Annotated in this window: 13 protein-coding genes; 6 read left to right on the top strand and 7 right to left on the bottom strand. The window is 70.6% G+C overall.

Translation table 11 applies throughout. The features are described from left to right. The first annotated feature begins 18 nt into the window (after nt 1-18). Nucleotides 19-1,836 carry an alkyl hydroperoxide reductase gene (locus B7C62_16495; GenBank protein ARF73683.1) on the top strand — a complete coding sequence of 606 codons (1,818 nt, stop codon included), beginning with the start codon at nt 19-21 and terminating at the stop codon, nt 1,834-1,836. A 45-nt stretch (nt 1,837-1,881) separates the two neighbouring features. On the opposite strand, the gene B7C62_16490 is transcribed toward B7C62_16495, so the two are convergent. From B7C62_16490 to B7C62_16475, 4 genes are all read right to left on the bottom strand, one after another. Further along, nucleotides 1,882-2,103: a hypothetical protein gene (locus B7C62_16490; GenBank protein ID ARF73682.1), complete on the bottom strand. Its 222-nt coding sequence runs from the start codon at nt 2,101-2,103 to the stop codon at nt 1,882-1,884. 101 nt (nt 2,104-2,204) lie between these two features. Beyond that, the gene (locus B7C62_16485; GenBank protein ID ARF73681.1) at nt 2,205-3,503 is read right to left on the bottom strand and encodes a M18 family aminopeptidase; all 1,299 of its coding nucleotides are present in this window, start codon (nt 3,501-3,503) and stop codon (nt 2,205-2,207) included. A gap of 70 nt (nt 3,504-3,573) precedes the next feature. Then, nucleotides 3,574-4,200 (bottom strand): hypothetical protein, encoded by a 627-nt coding sequence (locus B7C62_16480; protein ARF73680.1) that lies wholly within the window; start codon nt 4,198-4,200, stop codon nt 3,574-3,576. Between the two features lie 109 nt (nt 4,201-4,309). Beyond that, nucleotides 4,310-6,136 (bottom strand): acyl-CoA dehydrogenase, encoded by a 1,827-nt coding sequence (locus B7C62_16475; GenBank protein ID ARF73679.1) that lies wholly within the window; start codon nt 6,134-6,136, stop codon nt 4,310-4,312. 186 nt (nt 6,137-6,322) lie between these two features. On the opposite strand from B7C62_16475, the gene B7C62_16470 reads away from it, so the two are divergent. Both B7C62_16470 and B7C62_16465 read left to right on the top strand, forming a co-directional pair. After that, nucleotides 6,323-6,781, top strand: coding sequence for a hypothetical protein (locus B7C62_16470; protein ARF73678.1), 459 nt, complete (start codon nt 6,323-6,325; stop codon nt 6,779-6,781). 176 nt (nt 6,782-6,957) lie between these two features. After that, complete coding sequence (locus B7C62_16465) at nt 6,958-7,914, top strand: pirin (GenBank protein ID ARF73677.1); 957 nt, start codon at nt 6,958-6,960, stop codon at nt 7,912-7,914. Between the two features lie 157 nt (nt 7,915-8,071). Here B7C62_16465 and B7C62_16460 read toward each other — a convergent pair whose 3' ends face one another. Continuing rightward, nucleotides 8,072-8,275 (bottom strand): hypothetical protein, encoded by a 204-nt coding sequence (locus tag B7C62_16460; protein ARF73676.1) that lies wholly within the window; start codon nt 8,273-8,275, stop codon nt 8,072-8,074. 188 nt (nt 8,276-8,463) lie between these two features. After that, nucleotides 8,464-10,584 (bottom strand): phosphatase, encoded by a 2,121-nt coding sequence (locus B7C62_16455; GenBank protein ARF73675.1) that lies wholly within the window; start codon nt 10,582-10,584, stop codon nt 8,464-8,466. Between the two features lie 186 nt (nt 10,585-10,770). Between B7C62_16455 and B7C62_16450 the strand changes: the two genes are divergently transcribed. From B7C62_16450 to B7C62_16440, 3 genes are all read left to right on the top strand, one after another. Continuing rightward, nucleotides 10,771-12,573, top strand: a complete 1,803-nt coding sequence (locus B7C62_16450; GenBank protein ID ARF73674.1) for an aspartate--tRNA ligase — start codon at nt 10,771-10,773, stop codon at nt 12,571-12,573. A gap of 315 nt (nt 12,574-12,888) precedes the next feature. Beyond that, entirely contained in the window at nt 12,889-13,701 is an 813-nt protein-coding gene (locus tag B7C62_16445) for a hypothetical protein (GenBank protein ID ARF73673.1), read from the top strand. A gap of 355 nt (nt 13,702-14,056) precedes the next feature. Continuing rightward, complete coding sequence (locus B7C62_16440) at nt 14,057-15,376, top strand: hypothetical protein (GenBank protein ID ARF77204.1); 1,320 nt, start codon at nt 14,057-14,059, stop codon at nt 15,374-15,376. A gap of 95 nt (nt 15,377-15,471) precedes the next feature. Here B7C62_16440 and B7C62_16435 read toward each other — a convergent pair whose 3' ends face one another. Then, entirely contained in the window at nt 15,472-17,085 is a 1,614-nt protein-coding gene (locus B7C62_16435; protein ID ARF73672.1) for a methionine--tRNA ligase, read from the bottom strand. Nucleotides 17,086-17,107: the final 22 nt, after the last annotated feature.

The raw sequence follows: 17,107 nt of genomic DNA, 5'->3' as shown, positions 1-17,107 counted from the left end.
GCGGTGTTGACTGGTGGCATGGCAACACGTGCACGCGTCCGCGCCCCCGAACTCATCGGCAAGGGCGGCTGGCTCAATACAGGCGACCGGCAGTACACCCTCTCCGAACTGCGAGGACGCATCGTCATCCTCGATTTCTGGACCTTCTGCTGTGTGAACTGCCTGCATGTCCTGGATGAGCTGCGGGAGCTGGAGGAGAAGCACCGCGACACCGTGGTGATCATCGGGGTCCACTCGCCGAAGTTCGTCCACGAGGCCGACCACCAGGCCGTCGTCGACGCCGTCGAGCGGTACGAGGTCCACCACCCGGTGCTGGACGACCCCGAGCTGGCCACCTGGAAGCAGTACGCCGTACGGGCCTGGCCGACGCTCGTCGTCATCGACCCCGAGGGCTATGTCGTCGCCCAGCACGCGGGCGAGGGCCACGCCCACGCCATCGAGAAGCTGGTCGAGGAGCTGGAGGCCGAGCACGGGGCCAAGGGCACGCTCCGCCGGGGCGACGGTCCGTATGTGGCGCCCGAGCCCGTCGCCACGCATCTGCGCTTCCCGGGCAAGGCGCTGCTCCTGCCCGACGGGGGCTTCCTGGTCTCCGACACCACCCGCCACCGCCTGGTCGAGCTGGACGCGGACGGCGAGACCGTACGGCGTCACTTCGGCACCGGCGAGCGCGGCCTGAGCGACGGCGGTGCGGACGAGGCCCGGTTCAGCGAACCGCAGGGGCTCGCCGTGCTCCCCGACGGCCGCATCGCCGTCGCGGACACCGTCAACCACGCGATCCGCGCCCTGGACCTCACGACCGGGGCGGTCACCACCCTCGCCGGGACCGGCCGCCAGTGGTGGCAGGGGAACCCGACCGGCGGTCCGGCGCGCGAGGTGGACCTCTCCTCGCCGTGGGACCTCGCCTGGTTCGGTGACCGGCTGTGGATCGCCATGGCGGGCGTGCACCAGCTGTGGACGTACGACCCCGAGGACGGGACCGTACGGGTCGCCGCCGGGACCACCAACGAGGGGCTGGTCGACGGGCCCGCCGCGGAGGCGTGGTTCGCGCAGCCGTCCGGGCTCGCGGTCTCCGCCGACGGCGAGCGGCTCTGGGTCGCCGACTCCGAGACCTCCGCCCTGCGCTGGGTCGACCGGGACGAGCATGTGCACACCGCCGTCGGCACCGGCCTCTTCGACTTCGGCCACCGCGACGGGGCGGCTTCCCAGGCGCTCTTCCAGCACCCGATCGGCGTCACCGCGCTGCCCGACGGGTCGGTGGCGGTCTCGGACACGTACAACCACGCGCTGCGCCGCTACGACCCCGCGTCCGACGAGGTCACCACGCTCGCCACCGATGTCCGCGAGCCCAGCGACGCGGTACTGGTCGACGGTGATCTGGTCGTCGTCGAGTCCGCCCGCCACCGGCTCACCCGCCTCCGGCTGCCCGAGGAGGCCGTACGCGTCCCCGAGCAGGCCCACCGCACCCAGCGCGCCGCCACCGAGATCGCCCCGGGCACGCTCCGGCTCGACGTGGTCTTCCAGGCGCCGGCCGGGCAGAAGCTGGACACCCGCTACGGGCCCTCCACCCGGCTCCTGGTCTCCTCGACCCCGCCCGAGCTGCTGGCGGACGGCTCCGGCCAGGGCACGGACCTCGGGCGTGACCTGGTCCTCGCGGACGGGGTCACCGAGGGCGTCCTGCATGTCTCCGCGATGGCCGCCTCCTGCGACGACGACCCGGCCAACGAGTACCCGGCCTGCCATGTCCACCAGCAGGACTGGGGCGTACCGGTGCGGGTGACCCCCGACGGCGCGGCCCGGCTGCCGCTGGTGCTGGCCGGGATGGACGAGCAGGGCTGAGGCGACCGCCGCCCGCCGGGGAAGGGGCCTCGGCGGGGACGGGCGTCAGTGGTAGCGGTGGTCGTCGTCCTGGACGACCGTGGTGGTGGGCGGCACGACCATGCGCCGCCTGCGCGCGATGCTCATGTAGACGAAGACCCCGATGAGGCCGACGAGCATCATGATCCAGCCGACCAGATCGAGATTGATCCCCTCGGCCTTCCAGTCGGTCGCGAACGCCAGGATCGCGCCACCGCCGATCAGGAGAATGCATCCTCCGAGTCCCATGATTCCCGCCTCCTCGACGGCCCGGTGTATCCGGACCGGTGTACGGGTCGCGTACCCGGCCCGGCAACAACCATGTCCGGGGCGGCGGTTGGGCGTCGGTGTCAGCCCGTCAGGAACGCCGTGAGCGCGTTGGCCAGCAGATACGGGTCGTCCGCCCCGCACAGTTCACGGGCGCTGTGCATGGAGAGGATCGCCACCCCGATGTCCACGGTCTGGATGCCGTGCCGGGCGGCGGTGATCGGGCCGATCGTCGTGCCGCAGGGCATCGCGTTGTTGGAGACGAACGTCTGCCACGGGACGCCCGCCTTCTCGCAGGCGGCGGCGAACACCGCGCGCCCACTGCCGTCGGTGGCGTACCGCATGTTGACGTTGACCTTGAGGATCGGCCCGCCGTTGGCGACCGGGTGGTGCGTCGGGTCGTGCCGCTCGGCGTAGTTGGGGTGCACGGCGTGGCCGGTGTCGGAGGAGAGGCAGACCGTTCCGGCGAAGGCGCGGGCGCGGTCCTCGTACGTACCGCCCCGGGCGAAGACCGAGCGCTCCAGGACCGAGCCCAGGAGCGGCCCGTCGGCCCCGGTGTCGGACTGCGAGCCGTTCTCCTCGTGGTCGAAGGCGGCCAGTACGGGGATGTACGGGAGCTCCTCGTCCGGCTGTCCGGCGACGGCGGCCAGGGCGGCGGTCGCGGCGTGCACGGAGAGGAGGTTGTCCATGCGCGGCCCGGCGAGCAGCTCGCGGTCCCGGCCCAGGTAGGACGGCGGCTCGATGGCGTGCGGCATGAGGTCCCAGCCGGTGACGTCCTCCGCGTCGACGCCCGCCTCCTCGGCGACGAAGCGGATCAGGTCGCCCTCCGCCACCTCGCCGAGCCCCCAGATCGGCTGCATGTGGCGCTGCCGGTCGAGCTTGAGTCCGTCGGTGTTGGCGGACCGGTCCAGATGCACGGCCAGCTGGGGCACGCGCAGCAGGGCCCGGTCGATGTTGACCAGCCGGTCGGTGCCGTCCCGCAGCGAGATCCGGCCGGCCAGGCCCAGGTCCCGGTCGAGCCAGGTGTTCAGCAGGGTGCCGCCGTAGACCTCCACCGCGATCTGGCGCCAGCCGTGGGAACCGGAGTCGGGCAGCGGCTTCACCCGCAGGTTCGGGGAGTCGGTGTGCGCGCCGACGATCCGGAACGGGGTGTGCGCCGCCGCGCCCTCCGGCACGTACCACGCGATGATCGCCCCGCCGCGGAGCACGTACTTCCCGCCGGTGCTCCCGTCCCAGGCGGCGGTCTCCTCGACCTGGCGGAATCCGGCCACCTCCAGCCGGGCGGCCGCGTTGGCCACAGCGTGGTACGGGGACGGGCTCGCCGCCAGGAAGGACATCAGATCATCGGTGTGCGCACGGTCGAACCGGTGGCGAGAACTCATGGTCTTCACTGTATCGAGGGACCCGAATCCGGAATCCGGTGACCGGCGGGGCGCCGGAGAAGGGGGAGCCCTACAGCTCGTCGATCGCGGTCAGGTCGATGTCGATGTCGTACGGGGCGGAGAGCTTGAGGCGGTCGTGGTGGACGCCGGTGGAGACGTACGTCTTGTTGACCGGATCGAGCTCATAGGTGATGACCATGGGGCGGTCGTTCTCACCGGTCATCTCGACGAGCCAGAAGTGCTTGATTCCGGCCGCCGCGTACTTGTGCGGCTTGGTGTCCCGGTCGCGGTCCTCGGAGTCGGGGGAGACGACCTCCACGGCGAGCAGGACGTCGGCGGCCTCGTAGCGGGTGGTGCGCTGGTTGCCGTCGGCGGAGGCGGTCACCACGAGGAGGTCGGGCTCCGGAACGTTGCGCTTGCTGAGCACGACTGCCATCTCACGACGCACCCGCAGGCCGTTCGGGACGTGCTGGCGCAGCCCCTGCTCCAGCAGATACATGGCCAGCGTGTGGAACTCTCGCTGCGGACTCACGAAAACCAGGCTGCCGTCGATCAGCTCTGTGTGCGGCGGGAGGTCGTCAAGCGTGAAGAAATCGTCCACGGTGTAGCCGTCCGGTGGCGGGACCGGCCACCGAGGGTTGGCGCGCCGCAGCTGCGACGCTTCGGACTGTGCCTCGGCGGTCATGGTTCCTCCCATGGAAGGGATTCTGGTCCGTGCACTCAGCGTACCCAGCTGATACGACAGCGCCGCCACCCGAACGAATTCCGGATGGCGGCGCGTGTTGACGAAACAGGCGAGCGATTCCTCAGAACGCGGCTTCGTCCAGCTCCATCAGCGAGTTGTCGACGCTCTCGGCGAGCGCGCGCTCGGTCGAGACGCCCGGGAGGATGTTCGCGGCGAAGAACTTCGCGGCGGCGATCTTGCCCCGGTAGAAGGCCACGTCCTTGGCGGAGGCGGTCGGCAGCTTCTCGGCGGCCACGGCCGCGCCCTTGAGGAGCAGGTAGCCGACGACGACGTCGCCGGAGGCCATCAGGAGGCGGGTGGTGTTGAGGCCCACCTTGTAGATGTTCTTGACGTCCTCGCCGGTCGCGGTGAGGTCGGTGATCATCGTTCCGACGATCGCCTCCAGGTCCACGGCCGCCTTGGCGAGCGAGTCCAGCGCGGGGGCCAGCTCCTCGTTGCCCTGGGCGCCCGCGAGGAACTTCTTGATCTCCTCGGAGAGCGTGTTGAGCGAGACGCCCTGGTCGCGGACGATCTTCCGGAAGAAGAAGTCCTGGCCCTGGATCGCCGTGGTGCCCTCATAGAGGGTGTCGATCTTGGCGTCCCGGATGTACTGCTCGACCGGGTACTCCTGGAGGTAGCCGGAGCCGCCGAACGTCTGGAGCGACTGCGCCAGCTGCTCGTAGGACTTCTCGGAGCCGTACCCCTTCACGATCGGCAGCAGCAGGTCGTTGAGGCCGTTCAGCGCCTTCGCGTCCTCGCCCGCGGCCTCCTTCTCCTGGATCGCGTCCTGGACGGAGGCCGTGTACAGCACGAGGGAGCGCATGCCCTCGGCGTACGCCTTCTGCGTCATGAGCGAGCGGCGCACGTCGGGGTGGTGCGTGATGGTGACCTTGGGCGCGGTCTTGTCCATGAACTGCGACAGGTCGGTGCCCTGGACGCGCTCCTTGGCGTACTCCAGCGCGTTCAGGTAGCCCGTGGAGAGCGTGGCGATGGCCTTCGTGCCGACCATCATCCGGGCGAACTCGATGATGCGGAACATCTGGCGGATGCCGTCGTGCTTGTCGCCGATCAGCCAGCCCTTGGCGGGGTGGCGGTCGCCGAAGGTCATCTCGCAGGTGTTGGACGCCTTGAGGCCCATCTTGTGCTCGACGTTCGTCGCGTACACACCGTTGCGTTCGCCCAGCTCACCGGTGGTCCAGTCGAAGTGGTACTTCGGGACCAGGAAGAGCGAGAGGCCCTTGGTGCCGGGGCCGGCGCCCTCGGGGCGGGCCAGCACGTAGTGGAGGATGTTCTCGGACATGTCGTGCTCGCCCGAGGTGATGAAGCGCTTCACACCCTCGATGTGCCAGGAGCCGTCCTCCTGCTGCACGGCCTTCGTCCGCCCGGCGCCGACGTCGGAGCCCGCGTCCGGCTCGGTCAGCACCATCGTCGAGCCCCACTGCTTCTCGACGGCGATCTCCGCGACCTTCTTCTGCTCCTCCGTGCCCTCCTCGAAGAGGATGCCCGCGAAGGCCGGACCCGAGGAGTACATCCACACGGCCGGGTTCGAGCCGAGCAGCAGCTCCGCGTAGCCCCAGATCAGGGAGCGGGGGGAGGTGGTGCCGCCGATCTCCTCGGGCAGGCCCAGGCGCCAGTACTCCGAGTCCATGAAGGACTGGTACGACTTCTTGAAGCTCTCCGGGACCGGCGCGGTGTTGGTCTCCGGGTCGAAGACCGGCGGGTTGCGGTCGGCGTCGGCGAAGGAGTCGGCGAGCTCGTTCTCCGCGAGGCGGGCGATCTCCTCCAGGATGCTCTTCGCGGTGTCGACGTCCATCTCCGCGAACGGACCGGTGCCGTACAGCTTGTCGCGCCCGAGCACCTCGAAGAGGTTGAACTCGATGTCGCGGAGATTCGACTTGTAGTGCCCCATGGGAAGGCTCCGTAATCAATAGCAGTGGCGCGCAGCGCCCCGGGGAGTGATGCGGGTCGGGCGACAGGCAGGCGGTTCGGTACAGGCCAGACGTGGGTGTATCAGCTGACCTCTACGATGATGCTACCCGTCAGTAATAAGGCGCAACCCCTCAAGCCGTAGATGTGTCCGATTACTCTTTGCAGCATGTACGGCTACGACCAGAACCCTGGTGCTCAGCAGCAGATGGGTCAGATGGGCCAGATGGGCGGCGGCTACGGCGAGCAGCCGCTGTACCCCGAGCCCTCCCCGCCCTCCCTGGCCGACGCGGTACGGGCCTTCACCACCGGCTCCCTCTCCGCCGAGGACTTCCAGCAGATCTTCGCCACGTCGAAGGTCTACTGCCCGCGCGGCGACAACCCCGGTTTCCTGGCGCTGCACAACACGCAGCAGCCCGTGATCCCGATGTTCACCACGCTCAAGGAACTGCGGCTGTACGCGGGCAAGGAGTCCAAGTACTTCGTGATCACCGGCGCCGAGGTGATCGACCTGCTCCCCACGGGGTACGGCTTCGTCCTCGACATGGAGGGCGACCACCGGATGGTCTTCGACGCCAAGGCGGTCGAGCAGATGGTCGACTTCGCGATGCGCCGGATGTATGGGTAGGCGTTCACCGGCCGTGGGGTGTTGACCTGCGGTTTCCTTCTTTCGGGCGAGGGCCCGCGCCGGGGGCGGCGCGGGCCCTCGTGCTGTCGGCGGCGGGCCGGGAATGCCGCACGCCTTGCAGGATGTTCACCATTCAACTAAATTCGTTCCAGCAGACTCGCCCGGAGGTGGCTCCCATGCCCGCAGTGACCGTCGACAACCCGCTGACCCTGCCCAAGGTGGCCGCTTCGGGTGACGCCGTGGCCCGCCCCGTACTCGCCGTCACCACGGCGCCGAGCGGATTCGAGGGCGAGGGCTTCCCCGTCCGCCGCGCGTTCGCGGGCATCAACTACCAGCACCTCGACCCGTTCATCATGATGGACCAGATGGGTGAGGTGGAGTACGCCGCCGGTGAGCCCAAGGGCACGCCCTGGCACCCGCACCGCGGCTTCGAGACCGTCACGTACCTGATCGACGGGACCTTCATCCACCAGGACTCCAACGGTGGCGGCGGCACCATCGAGAACGGCGACACCCAGTGGATGACCGCCGGGTCCGGGCTCCTGCACATCGAGGCGCCGCCGGAGTCGCTCGTGATGTCCGGCGGCCTCTTCCACGGCCTCCAGCTCTGGGTGAACCTGCCCAGGGCCGACAAGATGATGAACCCGCGCTACCAGGACATCCGCGGCGGCGAGGTCCAGCTCCTTGCCTCCCCGGACGGCGGCGCGCTGCTCCGGGTCATCGCCGGTGAGCTCGACGGCCACCAGGGCCCGGGCATCACCCACACCCCGATAACGATGATCCACGCCACCGTCCGGCCCGGCGCCGAGGTGACCCTGCCGTGGCGCGAGGACTTCAACGGCCTCGCGTACGTCATGGCCGGGCGCGGCACGGTCGGCGAGGAGCGCCGCCCGATCCGCCTCGGGCAGACGGCGGTGTTCGGCAGCGGCGGTTCGCTGACAGTCCGCGCGGACGAGAAGCAGGACGGGCACACCCCGGACCTGGAGATCGTCCTCCTGGGCGGGCGCCCGATCCGGGAGCCGATGGCCCACTACGGACCGTTCGTGATGAACAGCCAGGCCGAGCTGAAGCAGGCGTTCGAGGACTTCCAGGCCGGCCGCCTCGGTACGGTCCCGGCGGTCCACGGGATGTGAGACCCGGGCACGGTCCCGGCGGCGCACGGCATGTGACGGCCCCTTCGTGTCCGTACGGAGGGGCCGTCGGCGCACGGCACGGGAGGGCGGCGGGGGTGTTCTGTCCTCCCCCCGAGCGCTCAGGCGCGTTTCACGGGGCTCGCCCCGCGCACCGGGCTCAGCCGCGTCCCACGGAGTTCGCCCCGCGCGCCGACTGGAACAGGCCCAGCGCGATGAACACCCCGCCGACGCACATCAGCACCACGCCGATCTTCGTCAGCGTGACGACGGGGGTCTCCACTCCGTCCGTGAACAGCCACAGGACCAGGCCCACGGCGAAGGTGATGACACCTTCCAGCAGATTCTTCGACGCCTGCTTCATGGGCGGCCACTCTCCTTCGGGAAGGTGCGCCGACGCGCTGCGCACCGTCGGCAGGTCCTGACCAGCCTAGGAACGGAGCGTGCGCCCCTCCTCACCCCGCAGGACGAACCGGGGTACACCGTTCGACGGACCGGCACCCCGGTCGGTCCGTACCCGCGTGACCCGGAGGGCCGCGCCCCCGTACCGCCCTACGCCCCCGGCTCCCGTGCCTTCTCCGCCGGTGCCTCGTACAGCTCGAACCAGATCGACTTCCCCTCCCCCCGCGGGTCCACCCCCCACGCGTCCGCCAGCATCTCCATCAGCACCAGGCCCCGCCCGCTGGACGCCATCTCCCCAGGGCGCCGCTTGTGCGGCAGCTCGTCGCTCGCGTCGGCCACCTCCACACGCAGCCGCCGCTCCCCCCGGTCCCCGGAGACCTCCGCCGCCATCAGCGCGTCGCCGTCCGTGTGGACCAGCACGTTGGTGGCCATCTCCGAGACCATCAGGACCGCCGAGTCGACCTGCTCCGGGTCCTTCCAGTCGTGCAGCAGCTCCCGTACGAGCTGGCGGGCCACCGAGATCCGCTCCGGCTCGGCCTGCGCGATGGTCAGGACGCTGCGGCGGGCCGGTGTCTCCGGCTCCGGTACGCTCTCGCGCCGCAGCACCAGTACGGCGATGTCGTCCTCGCGGCGGTCGGCCAGCGGGCCCGTCGTGTAGTGGGAGGTCGGCCCGTGCACGGCCTGGACCAGGGCGTCGGCCAGCTCCTCCAGATCCTCGGTGGGCTCCTCCAGGACCGGGCGCAGCCGGGTCCAGCCGGTGGCCATGTCGTGGCCGCCGGTCTCGATGAGGCCGTCCGTGCAGAGCATGATCGTCTCGCCGGGTTCCAGGACGACCCGGGTGGTGGGGTAGTCGGAGTCCGTCTCGATCCCGAGCGGCAGTCCGCCCGCCGTCTGCCGGATCACCGCCGTGCCGTCGGCGCTCACCACCACCGGGTCCGGATGGCCCGCCCGGGCGATGTCCAGGGTTCCGGCATCCGGGTCGACCTCGGCGTACAGGCAGGTCGCGAAGCGCGGCGCGGACGGCTCGTCGTCACCCGCCACCCCCTCGTACGCGTCGGTCAGCCCGGAGAGGAAGCGCGAGGCCCGGGAGAGCACGGCGTCCGGGCGGTGGCCCTCGGAGGCGTACGCGCGCAGGGCGATGCGGAGCTGGCCCATCAGCCCCGCCGCCCGTACGTCATGGCCCTGGACATCCCCGATGATCAGGGCGATCCGGCCGTTGGGCAGCGGGATCATGTCGTACCAGTCGCCGCCCACCTGGAGCCCGCCGCCGGTCGGCACGTACCGCGCGGCCACCGTCATCCCCGGGATGTCCGGCCCCAGCGTCGGCATCATCGAGCGCTGGAGCCCGAGCGACAGCTCCCGTTCCGTCTCCGCGACCCCGGCCCGGGCCAGCGCCTGGGCGAGCATCCGGGCGACCGTCGAGAGCACCGCGCGCTCGTCCGGCGAGAAGCTCACGGGGTGCTGGAACCCGGCCATCCAGGCGCCCATCGTGCGGCCGGACGAGACGAGCGGCAGGTACGCCCAGGACTGCCGGCCGAAGCGCCGGGCGAGCGGCCAGGTGGCGGGGTAGCGGCGGCGGTAGTCCTCGGGGGAGGGCAGGTAGATCGCACGGCCCGTGCGGACGACCTCGGCAGCCGGGTAGTCGGTGTCCAGGGGCATGTCGGTGAAGGGGTCCTCCTCGCCCGCGCTGTGCCCGTGGTGGCCGATGATCGTCAGCCGCTCCCCGGCGGAGCCGAAGACCGCGAGCCCGTCCGGGGAGAACCCGGGCATGGAGAGGGAGGCGGCGACCCGCAGCACCTCCTCCGTGGACCGGGCCTCGGCCAGCGCCCGCCCGGCGTCCAGCAGGAACGCCTCCCGGGACCGGCGCCAGTCCCCGGTGATCGGCGTGTGCGGTCCGGTCGAGCCCTCCTGCGGTTCGGCGACCTCCTGGAGGGTGCCGATGAGCAGGTAGTTCTCCGTGTCCCCGGCCGTCTCGACGACCGGCTTGGAGCGGCTGCGTACGGTACGCAGCACCTGGCCCCGCTCGTCGACGATCCGCAGCCGGGCCTCGGCGAGGGTGCCCTCGGCGACGGCCAGGTTCACGACCCCGTAGATCTCGTTCCAGTCGACCGGGTGGAAACGGGAGCGCACCGCCGCCTCCCGGTAGCTGCCGGGCTCGGCGGGCAGGCCGAGCAGCCGGGCCGCCTCCGCGTCGAGCGTGACCGTGCCGGCTGCGTTGTCCCAGCGCCACAGGCCCGTCGCGATCGCGGCCAGGACGTCCTCGGTGCGCATTGCCCCACTTTAGGAAGATGTGCTCTCCGCACGCCACCGAGGGACGCCCCGTGCCCGCCCCGGCCGGAGCGGGCGGAGGAGGGCGGCGGTGGCGGGCGCGGGAAAGCGAAATGAAGGGGCCCGGCCCCGGACGGTAGCCTGGGGAGGCTCAATCCACACCTAACCGCGAAGACTGGATGAACGACGATGCATCGGTACAGGTCCCACACCTGCGGCGAGCTCCGCGCCTCTGACGTCGGCACCGACGTCCGGCTGAGCGGCTGGCTGCACAATCGCCGAGACCTGGGCGGCATCCTCTTCATCGATCTGCGCGACCACTACGGTCTGGTGCAGCTCGTCGCCCGTCCCGGCACCCCCGGCAACGACGCCCTGGCGAAGCTGACCAAGGAGACCGTCGTCCGGATCGACGGCAAGGTCTCCGCGCGCGGCGCCGACAACGTCAACCCGGAGCTGCCGACCGGTGAGATCGAGATCGAGGTCACCGAGGTCGAGGTGCTCGGCGAGGCGGCCCCGCTGCCGTTCACGATCAACACCGAGGACGGCGTCAACGAGGAGCGGCGCCTGGAGTACCGCTTCCTCGACCTGCGCCGCGAGCGCATGCACCGCAACATCATGCTGCGCTCGGCCGTGATCGCGGCCATCCGCGCCAAGATGGTGGCCCTCGGCTTCAACGAGATGGCGACCCCGATCCTCACCGCGACCTCCCCCGAGGGCGCCCGTGACTTCGTCGTCCCGTCCCGGCTGAACCCCGGCAAGTTCTACGCGCTGCCGCAGGCCCCGCAGCAGTTCAAGCAGCTGCTGATGATCTCGGGCTTCGACCGCTACTTCCAGATCGCGCCCTGCTTCCGCGACGAGGACGCCCGCGCCGACCGTTCGCCGGGCGAGTTCTACCAGCTCGACGTGGAGATGTCCTTCGTCGAGCAGGAGGACGTCTTCCAGCCGATCGAGAAGCTGATGACCGAGCTCTTCACCGAGTTCGGCAACGGCCGCGAGGTCACCTCGCCGTTCCCGCGCATCCCGTTCCGCGAGTCCATGCTGAAGTACGGCAACGACAAGCCTGACCTGCGGGCCAAGCTGGAGCTGGTCGACATCTCGGACGTCTTCGCCGACTCCGGGTTCAAGGCGTTCGCGGGCAAGCACGTCCGCGCGCTGCCCGTCCCGGACACCGCGGGCCAGTCCCGCAAGTTCTTCGACGGCCTCGGTGAGTACGCCGTCGAGCACGGCGCCAAGGGCCTGGCCTGGGTGCGCGTGGGCGAGGACGGCACGCTGGCCGGTCCGATCGCCAAGTTCCTCACCGAGACCGACGTCAAGACGCTCACCGAGCGCCTCTCGCTGGTCCCGGGCCACGCGGTCTTCTTCGGCGCGGGCGAGTTCGACGAGGTCTCCAAGATCATGTCGGCCGTCCGGGTCGAGGCCGCCAAGCGCGCCGGCCACTTCGAGGAGGGCGTCTTCCGGTTCTGCTGGATCGTCGACTTCCCGATGTACGAGAAGGACGAGGAGACCGGGAAGATCGACTTCTCGCACAACCCCTTCTCGATGCCCCAGGGCGGCCTGGCCGACCTGGAGGAGAAGGACCCGCTGGACATCCTCGCCTGGCAGTACGACATTGTCTGCAACGGCATCGAGCTGTCCTCGGGCGCCATCCGCAACCACGAGCCCGAGCTGATGCTCAAGGCGTTCGAGATCGCCGGTTACGACCGTGAGACCGTCGAGCACGAGTTCGCGGGCATGCTCCGCGCGTTCCGCCTCGGCGCCCCGCCGCACGGTGGCATCGCCCCGGGCGTCGACCGCATCGTGATGCTGCTCGCCGACGAGCCCAACATCCGCGAGACGATCGCCTTCCCGCTCAACGGCAACGCCCAGGACCTGATGATGGGCGCCCCGACCGAGCTGGACGAGACCCGTCTGCGCGAGCTCAACATCCAGCTCCGCAAGCCGGTCGCCCCGAAGGGCGCGGGCGCGTCGGAGAAGCCCGCCGCCGACAAGTAGGCGCCGCCGCTCCACGTGGATGTTTCACGTGAAACAGCCCCCGGTCGGATGACCGGGGGCTGTTTCGTCACCAGGGCGGGAGAGTCCGAGCAGCGGCGGCAGTGCCCCGAGCGGCGGCGGGACCGTCTCCGGCGGCCGGAGCGGTGGCGCGGGCGGGAGACACCCCGACGACCGGGCGACGCCGTACAGCCGGATGGCCCCGGTTCGGGTTCGGCCGCGCCGGGTTCGGCAAGGACTGGCACCGAGACACCCCTCTCGCACCCCGCGCCGCGTGCTGTGCCGCGCCGCCCGCCGTCATCCGAGGAGCCCGCCACCGTGTCCGTCCCCCGTCGCCCACCCGCCCTGCTCACCGCACCGCTCCTCGCTCTGGCCCTGCTGCTCACCGGCTGTGGCTTCTCCATCACCTCCACCCCGACCACCCCCGCCACCTCCGCCGCTCCGGCCGCCGCCCCGGGGCAGGGCGCCGCGGGTCCGGAGTCCGGCGCCGCTTCCGTACTCCGGGAGTCCGCCTCCGAGGAGCCTGCGCCGAGCCCCGCGGAGATCCCGGGCCTCGGGCCCCTGACCTGGGCGCAGATCCCCGACGACGCCCGGCAGGCGTTCGTGGTCACCGGGGAGGGCGAGGACTCCAACCGGTCCAGCACGATGCTCTACACCCGGGAGGACCCGGCGGAGGGGTGGGAGTCGTCGGCCGGTCCGTGGGTCGCCCACAACGGCATGAAGGGCTGGACCGACCACCATGTGGCGGGCGACCTGAGGTCCCCCAGGGGCGTCTACTCGCTCACCGACGCGGGCGGCCGGCTCCCCGACCCGGGGGCTCTGCTCCCGTACGACGAGCACCCCCGGTTCGCGGTGGACGGCGAGGGGTTCTTCGGGGAGCCGCTGGAAGGCTCCTTCGACTACGTCGTCGCGATCAACTACAACCGCACGGAGGGCGTCAGCCCCCTGGACCGCACCCGCCCCCTCGGCCTCGAACGCGGCGGCGGCATCTGGATTCACGTCGACCACGGAGGCCCGACCCAGGGCTGCGTCTCCATCCCGGAGGAGCGGATGGAGCAGCTCCTGCGCACCCTGGACCCGGAGCTGAAGCCGGTGATCGTGATGGGCGACGCGGAGTCGCTGCGCCGCTGACCCCTTGAGCGCGCGGGCGCGCGGGAGTGCGTGCGGTGGGGCCGGGAGTGCGTGCTGTGTGGCTCTGACCGGCGTGTACGCGGCGGTTCCGGCGGCCCGAACGTGCGGTGATCTCCGTCCGCCGGGGCCGGGCACTCTGCCCGCCCGTACCTGGCCACCCGCCGTACGCCCCGGGTATACCGGGAAGGCACGTACACCGGCGCCGGAAGGAACCTCCTTGTACCACCACGCGAGCAGCCGGGCCGCCGGGCGACCGGACACCGCGACAGCCCGCAGGCCCGGCGCGCGCACGGGTCCGCCGTCCGAGGCCCTGCTCGCCCTCCAGAGCTCGGTCGGCAACGCGGCCGCGGTGCAGATGGTCCGCCGGGCCGGAGCCTCCCGGACGGAGGACCAGCACCGGCACGGCGCGGGCTGCGGCCACGAGGAAGGGCAGCCGGTGGTGCAGCGCTCGGCGGTCCACGACGTCCTGCGCAGCACGGGACGGCCGCTCGACGAGCGGAACCGCACCGACATGGAGGCGCGCTTCGGCGCCGACTTCTCCGACGTACGCATCCACACCGACGCCGCCGCCAAGGCGTCCGCCGCCGAGGTCGGCGCGGTCGCCTACACCTCCGGCAGCCATATCGTCGCCGGGGGCTCCGGCATCGACCGGCACACCCTCGCCCATGAGCTGACCCATGTGCTCCAGCAGCGCTCCGGCCCCGTGGCGGGCACCGACCGGGGCGACGGACTGCGCGTCAGCGACCCGTCGGACCGGTACGAGCGTGAGGCCGAGGCCACTGCGCGGCGCGTGCTGAACGGCCCGGCGGCGGCCGGGCCCACGGTCGCCGGCTCGCCCTCGGCGGAGGCGGCACCGGCCTCCGGGCACGCCGGTGACATCCAGCGCGTGGCGTATCCGGGCAAGATCGACGAAGAGGTCCAGCGGCTGTTCGACCAGCTGGCGGGCGGTCTCGACGGCTATCTCTCGGACTATGACAAGTGGCAGCAGCAGAACATCAAGTGGATCATGAACAACGCGGATCTCAACGACACCATCGAGGTCCTCGACTCCTACCTGGGTGAGCCCGCCGGGCGGAGCAGGGTCGAGCTGGAGGCAGCCCTCCGGGACGGCATCCGCGCCGACCTGACGCAGACGACGTCCGAAACGATGCAGGACGCCCGGACGAAGGCGGGCCAGGCGAAGAACAAGCTCGTCCTCGGCCGTACCGGTGACACGGGTGACTGGGCCGAGCACCAGAAGGGCAAGCCGCAGGAGAACGACAGGCTCTCGCTGGACGCGCGGCTGGGGCGGCGGCTGAACACCGGGAAGTGGTCGGTCCCCGTCAACTACGCCTTCATGGACGGCGGTATCGAGGAGCGCGCGGTCTTCAAGATCCTCACCAAGCTCGGGCCCCGGGTCGAGGACCTGCTGCGCAACGGCAAGCTCTCGGCGGCCAACTTCTGGGACGAGGCCGAGCGGGAGGGCCACAAGGCGCTCTGGGACACCGCCAAGTCCGCGGACGAGGGCGGGCCGCAGGCGATGCTGGGCCACGAGATCGTCCAGCTCCTCGACGCCGGGTACCAGTTCTTCGGGCGGGAGAGCACCTACGCCGGGGGCGCCAGGCTGGTCGCGGTGCATCCGGACAAGTCGGTGGTCGACCCCGAGGACAAGACCCGCCCGCTCACCATCCCGTAGGCCCGTAGGCCCGTAGGCCCGTAGGCCCGTAGAACCCAGGAGCCCGGGACCGCCGCTCGCGGTCCCGGGCTCCTGTGACGTCCGTACGGCGGTGGCTACGCAGGCTTCTCCTCCAGGCGCGGGAACAGCACCGCGCCCTTCGTCACCGTCGCTCCGGCGGGCAGCACGCCCCAGGTGCCCGCGTCCTGGACCCGCTGGTCGGCCAGGGCGCCCAGGGACTCCCCGGCACCGAGCGACTCCCACAGCTTCTGCGAGGTCTCCGGCATCACGGCGTTGAGCAGGACCGCGACACCGCGCAGCGACTCGGCGGCCGTGTAGAGGATCGTCGCCAGGCGGGCCCGGCCCTCCGGGGTGGTGTCCTTGGCCACCTTCCACGGCTCCTGCTCCGTGATGTAGCCGTTGACCTGCTTCACGAAGTCGAAGACCGCCAGGATGCCGGACTGGAAGTCCAGCTCCTCACCGATCTTCAGGTCGGCGGTCGCGGCGGCCTTCGCCAGGCCCTCCTGAACGGCCCGCTCGGCGTCACCGGCGGCCGTGGCCTCCGGGAGCGCCCCGTCGAAGTACTTGCCGACCATGGCGGCCACGCGCGAGGCGAGGTTGCCGTAGTCGTTGGCCAGCTCGGAGGTGTAGCGGGCGGTGAAGTCCTCCCAGGAGAACGAGCCGTCGCTGCCGTACGCGATGGCCCGCAGGAAGTACCAGCGGTAGGCGTCCACGCCGAAGTGCGAGGTCAGGTCCTGCGGCTTGATGCCGGTCAGGTTCGACTTGGACATCTTCTCGCCGCCGACCATCAGCCAGCCGTTGGCGACGACCTTGCCGGGGAGCGGCAGGCCCTGCGCCATCAGCATCGCGGGCCAGATCACCGAGTGGAAGCGGAGGATGTCCTTGCCGATCAGGTGCACGTCCGCCGGGAACGTACCGTCGAACTTCTCCTGGTTGGCGCCGTAGCCCACGGCCGTCGCGTAGTTGAGGAGCGCGTCGACCCAGACGTAGATGACGTGCTGGTCGTCCCACGGGACCGGGACGCCCCAGTCGAAGGTGGAGCGCGAGATCGACAGGTCCTGGAGGCCCTGCTCGACGAAGTTCACGACCTCGTTGCGCGCCGACTCGGGCTGGATGAAGCCGGGGTTCGCCGCGTAGAACTCCAGCAGTTTCGGACCGTACGCGCTGAGCTTGAAGAAGTAGTTCTCCTCCTTGAGGAGCTCCACCGGCTTCTTGTGGACCGGGCAGAGCTTCTGTCCGGCGAACTCGCCCTCGCCGTCGATCAGATCGCCGGGGAGCTTGTACTCCTCGCAGCCCACGCAGTACGGGCCCTCGTACCCGCCCTTGTAGATCTCGCCCTTGTCGTACAGGTCCTGCACGAACTCCTGCACCCGGTCGGTGTGGCGCTTCTCCGTGGTCCGGATGAAGTCGTCGTTCGCGATGTTCAGGTGCTCCCAGAGGGGCTTCCACGCCTCCTCGACGAGCTTGTCGCACCAGGACTGCGGGGTGACGCCGTTCGCCTCGGCCGTGCGCATGATCTTCTGACCGTGCTCGTCCGTGCCGGTGAGATACCACACCTTCTCGCCGCGCTGGCGGTGCCAGCGCGTGAGCACGTCCCCTGCGACGGTCGTGTAGGCGTGGCCCAGGTGAGGAGCGTCGTTGACGTAGTAGATGGGGGTCGAGACGTAGTACGCCGTCGCCCCCGGCTTCTCGTGTCCAGTGGCCGCCATGGCCGAAATCCTAACGGCCCTG

The organism is Kitasatospora albolonga (assembly GCA_002082585.1).
In the GTDB taxonomy this organism is placed as follows: domain Bacteria; phylum Actinomycetota; class Actinomycetes; order Streptomycetales; family Streptomycetaceae; genus Streptomyces; species Streptomyces stephensoniae.
Note: the sequence above shows the minus strand (reverse complement) of the source record. Positions and strands in the feature narration are given on the sequence as shown.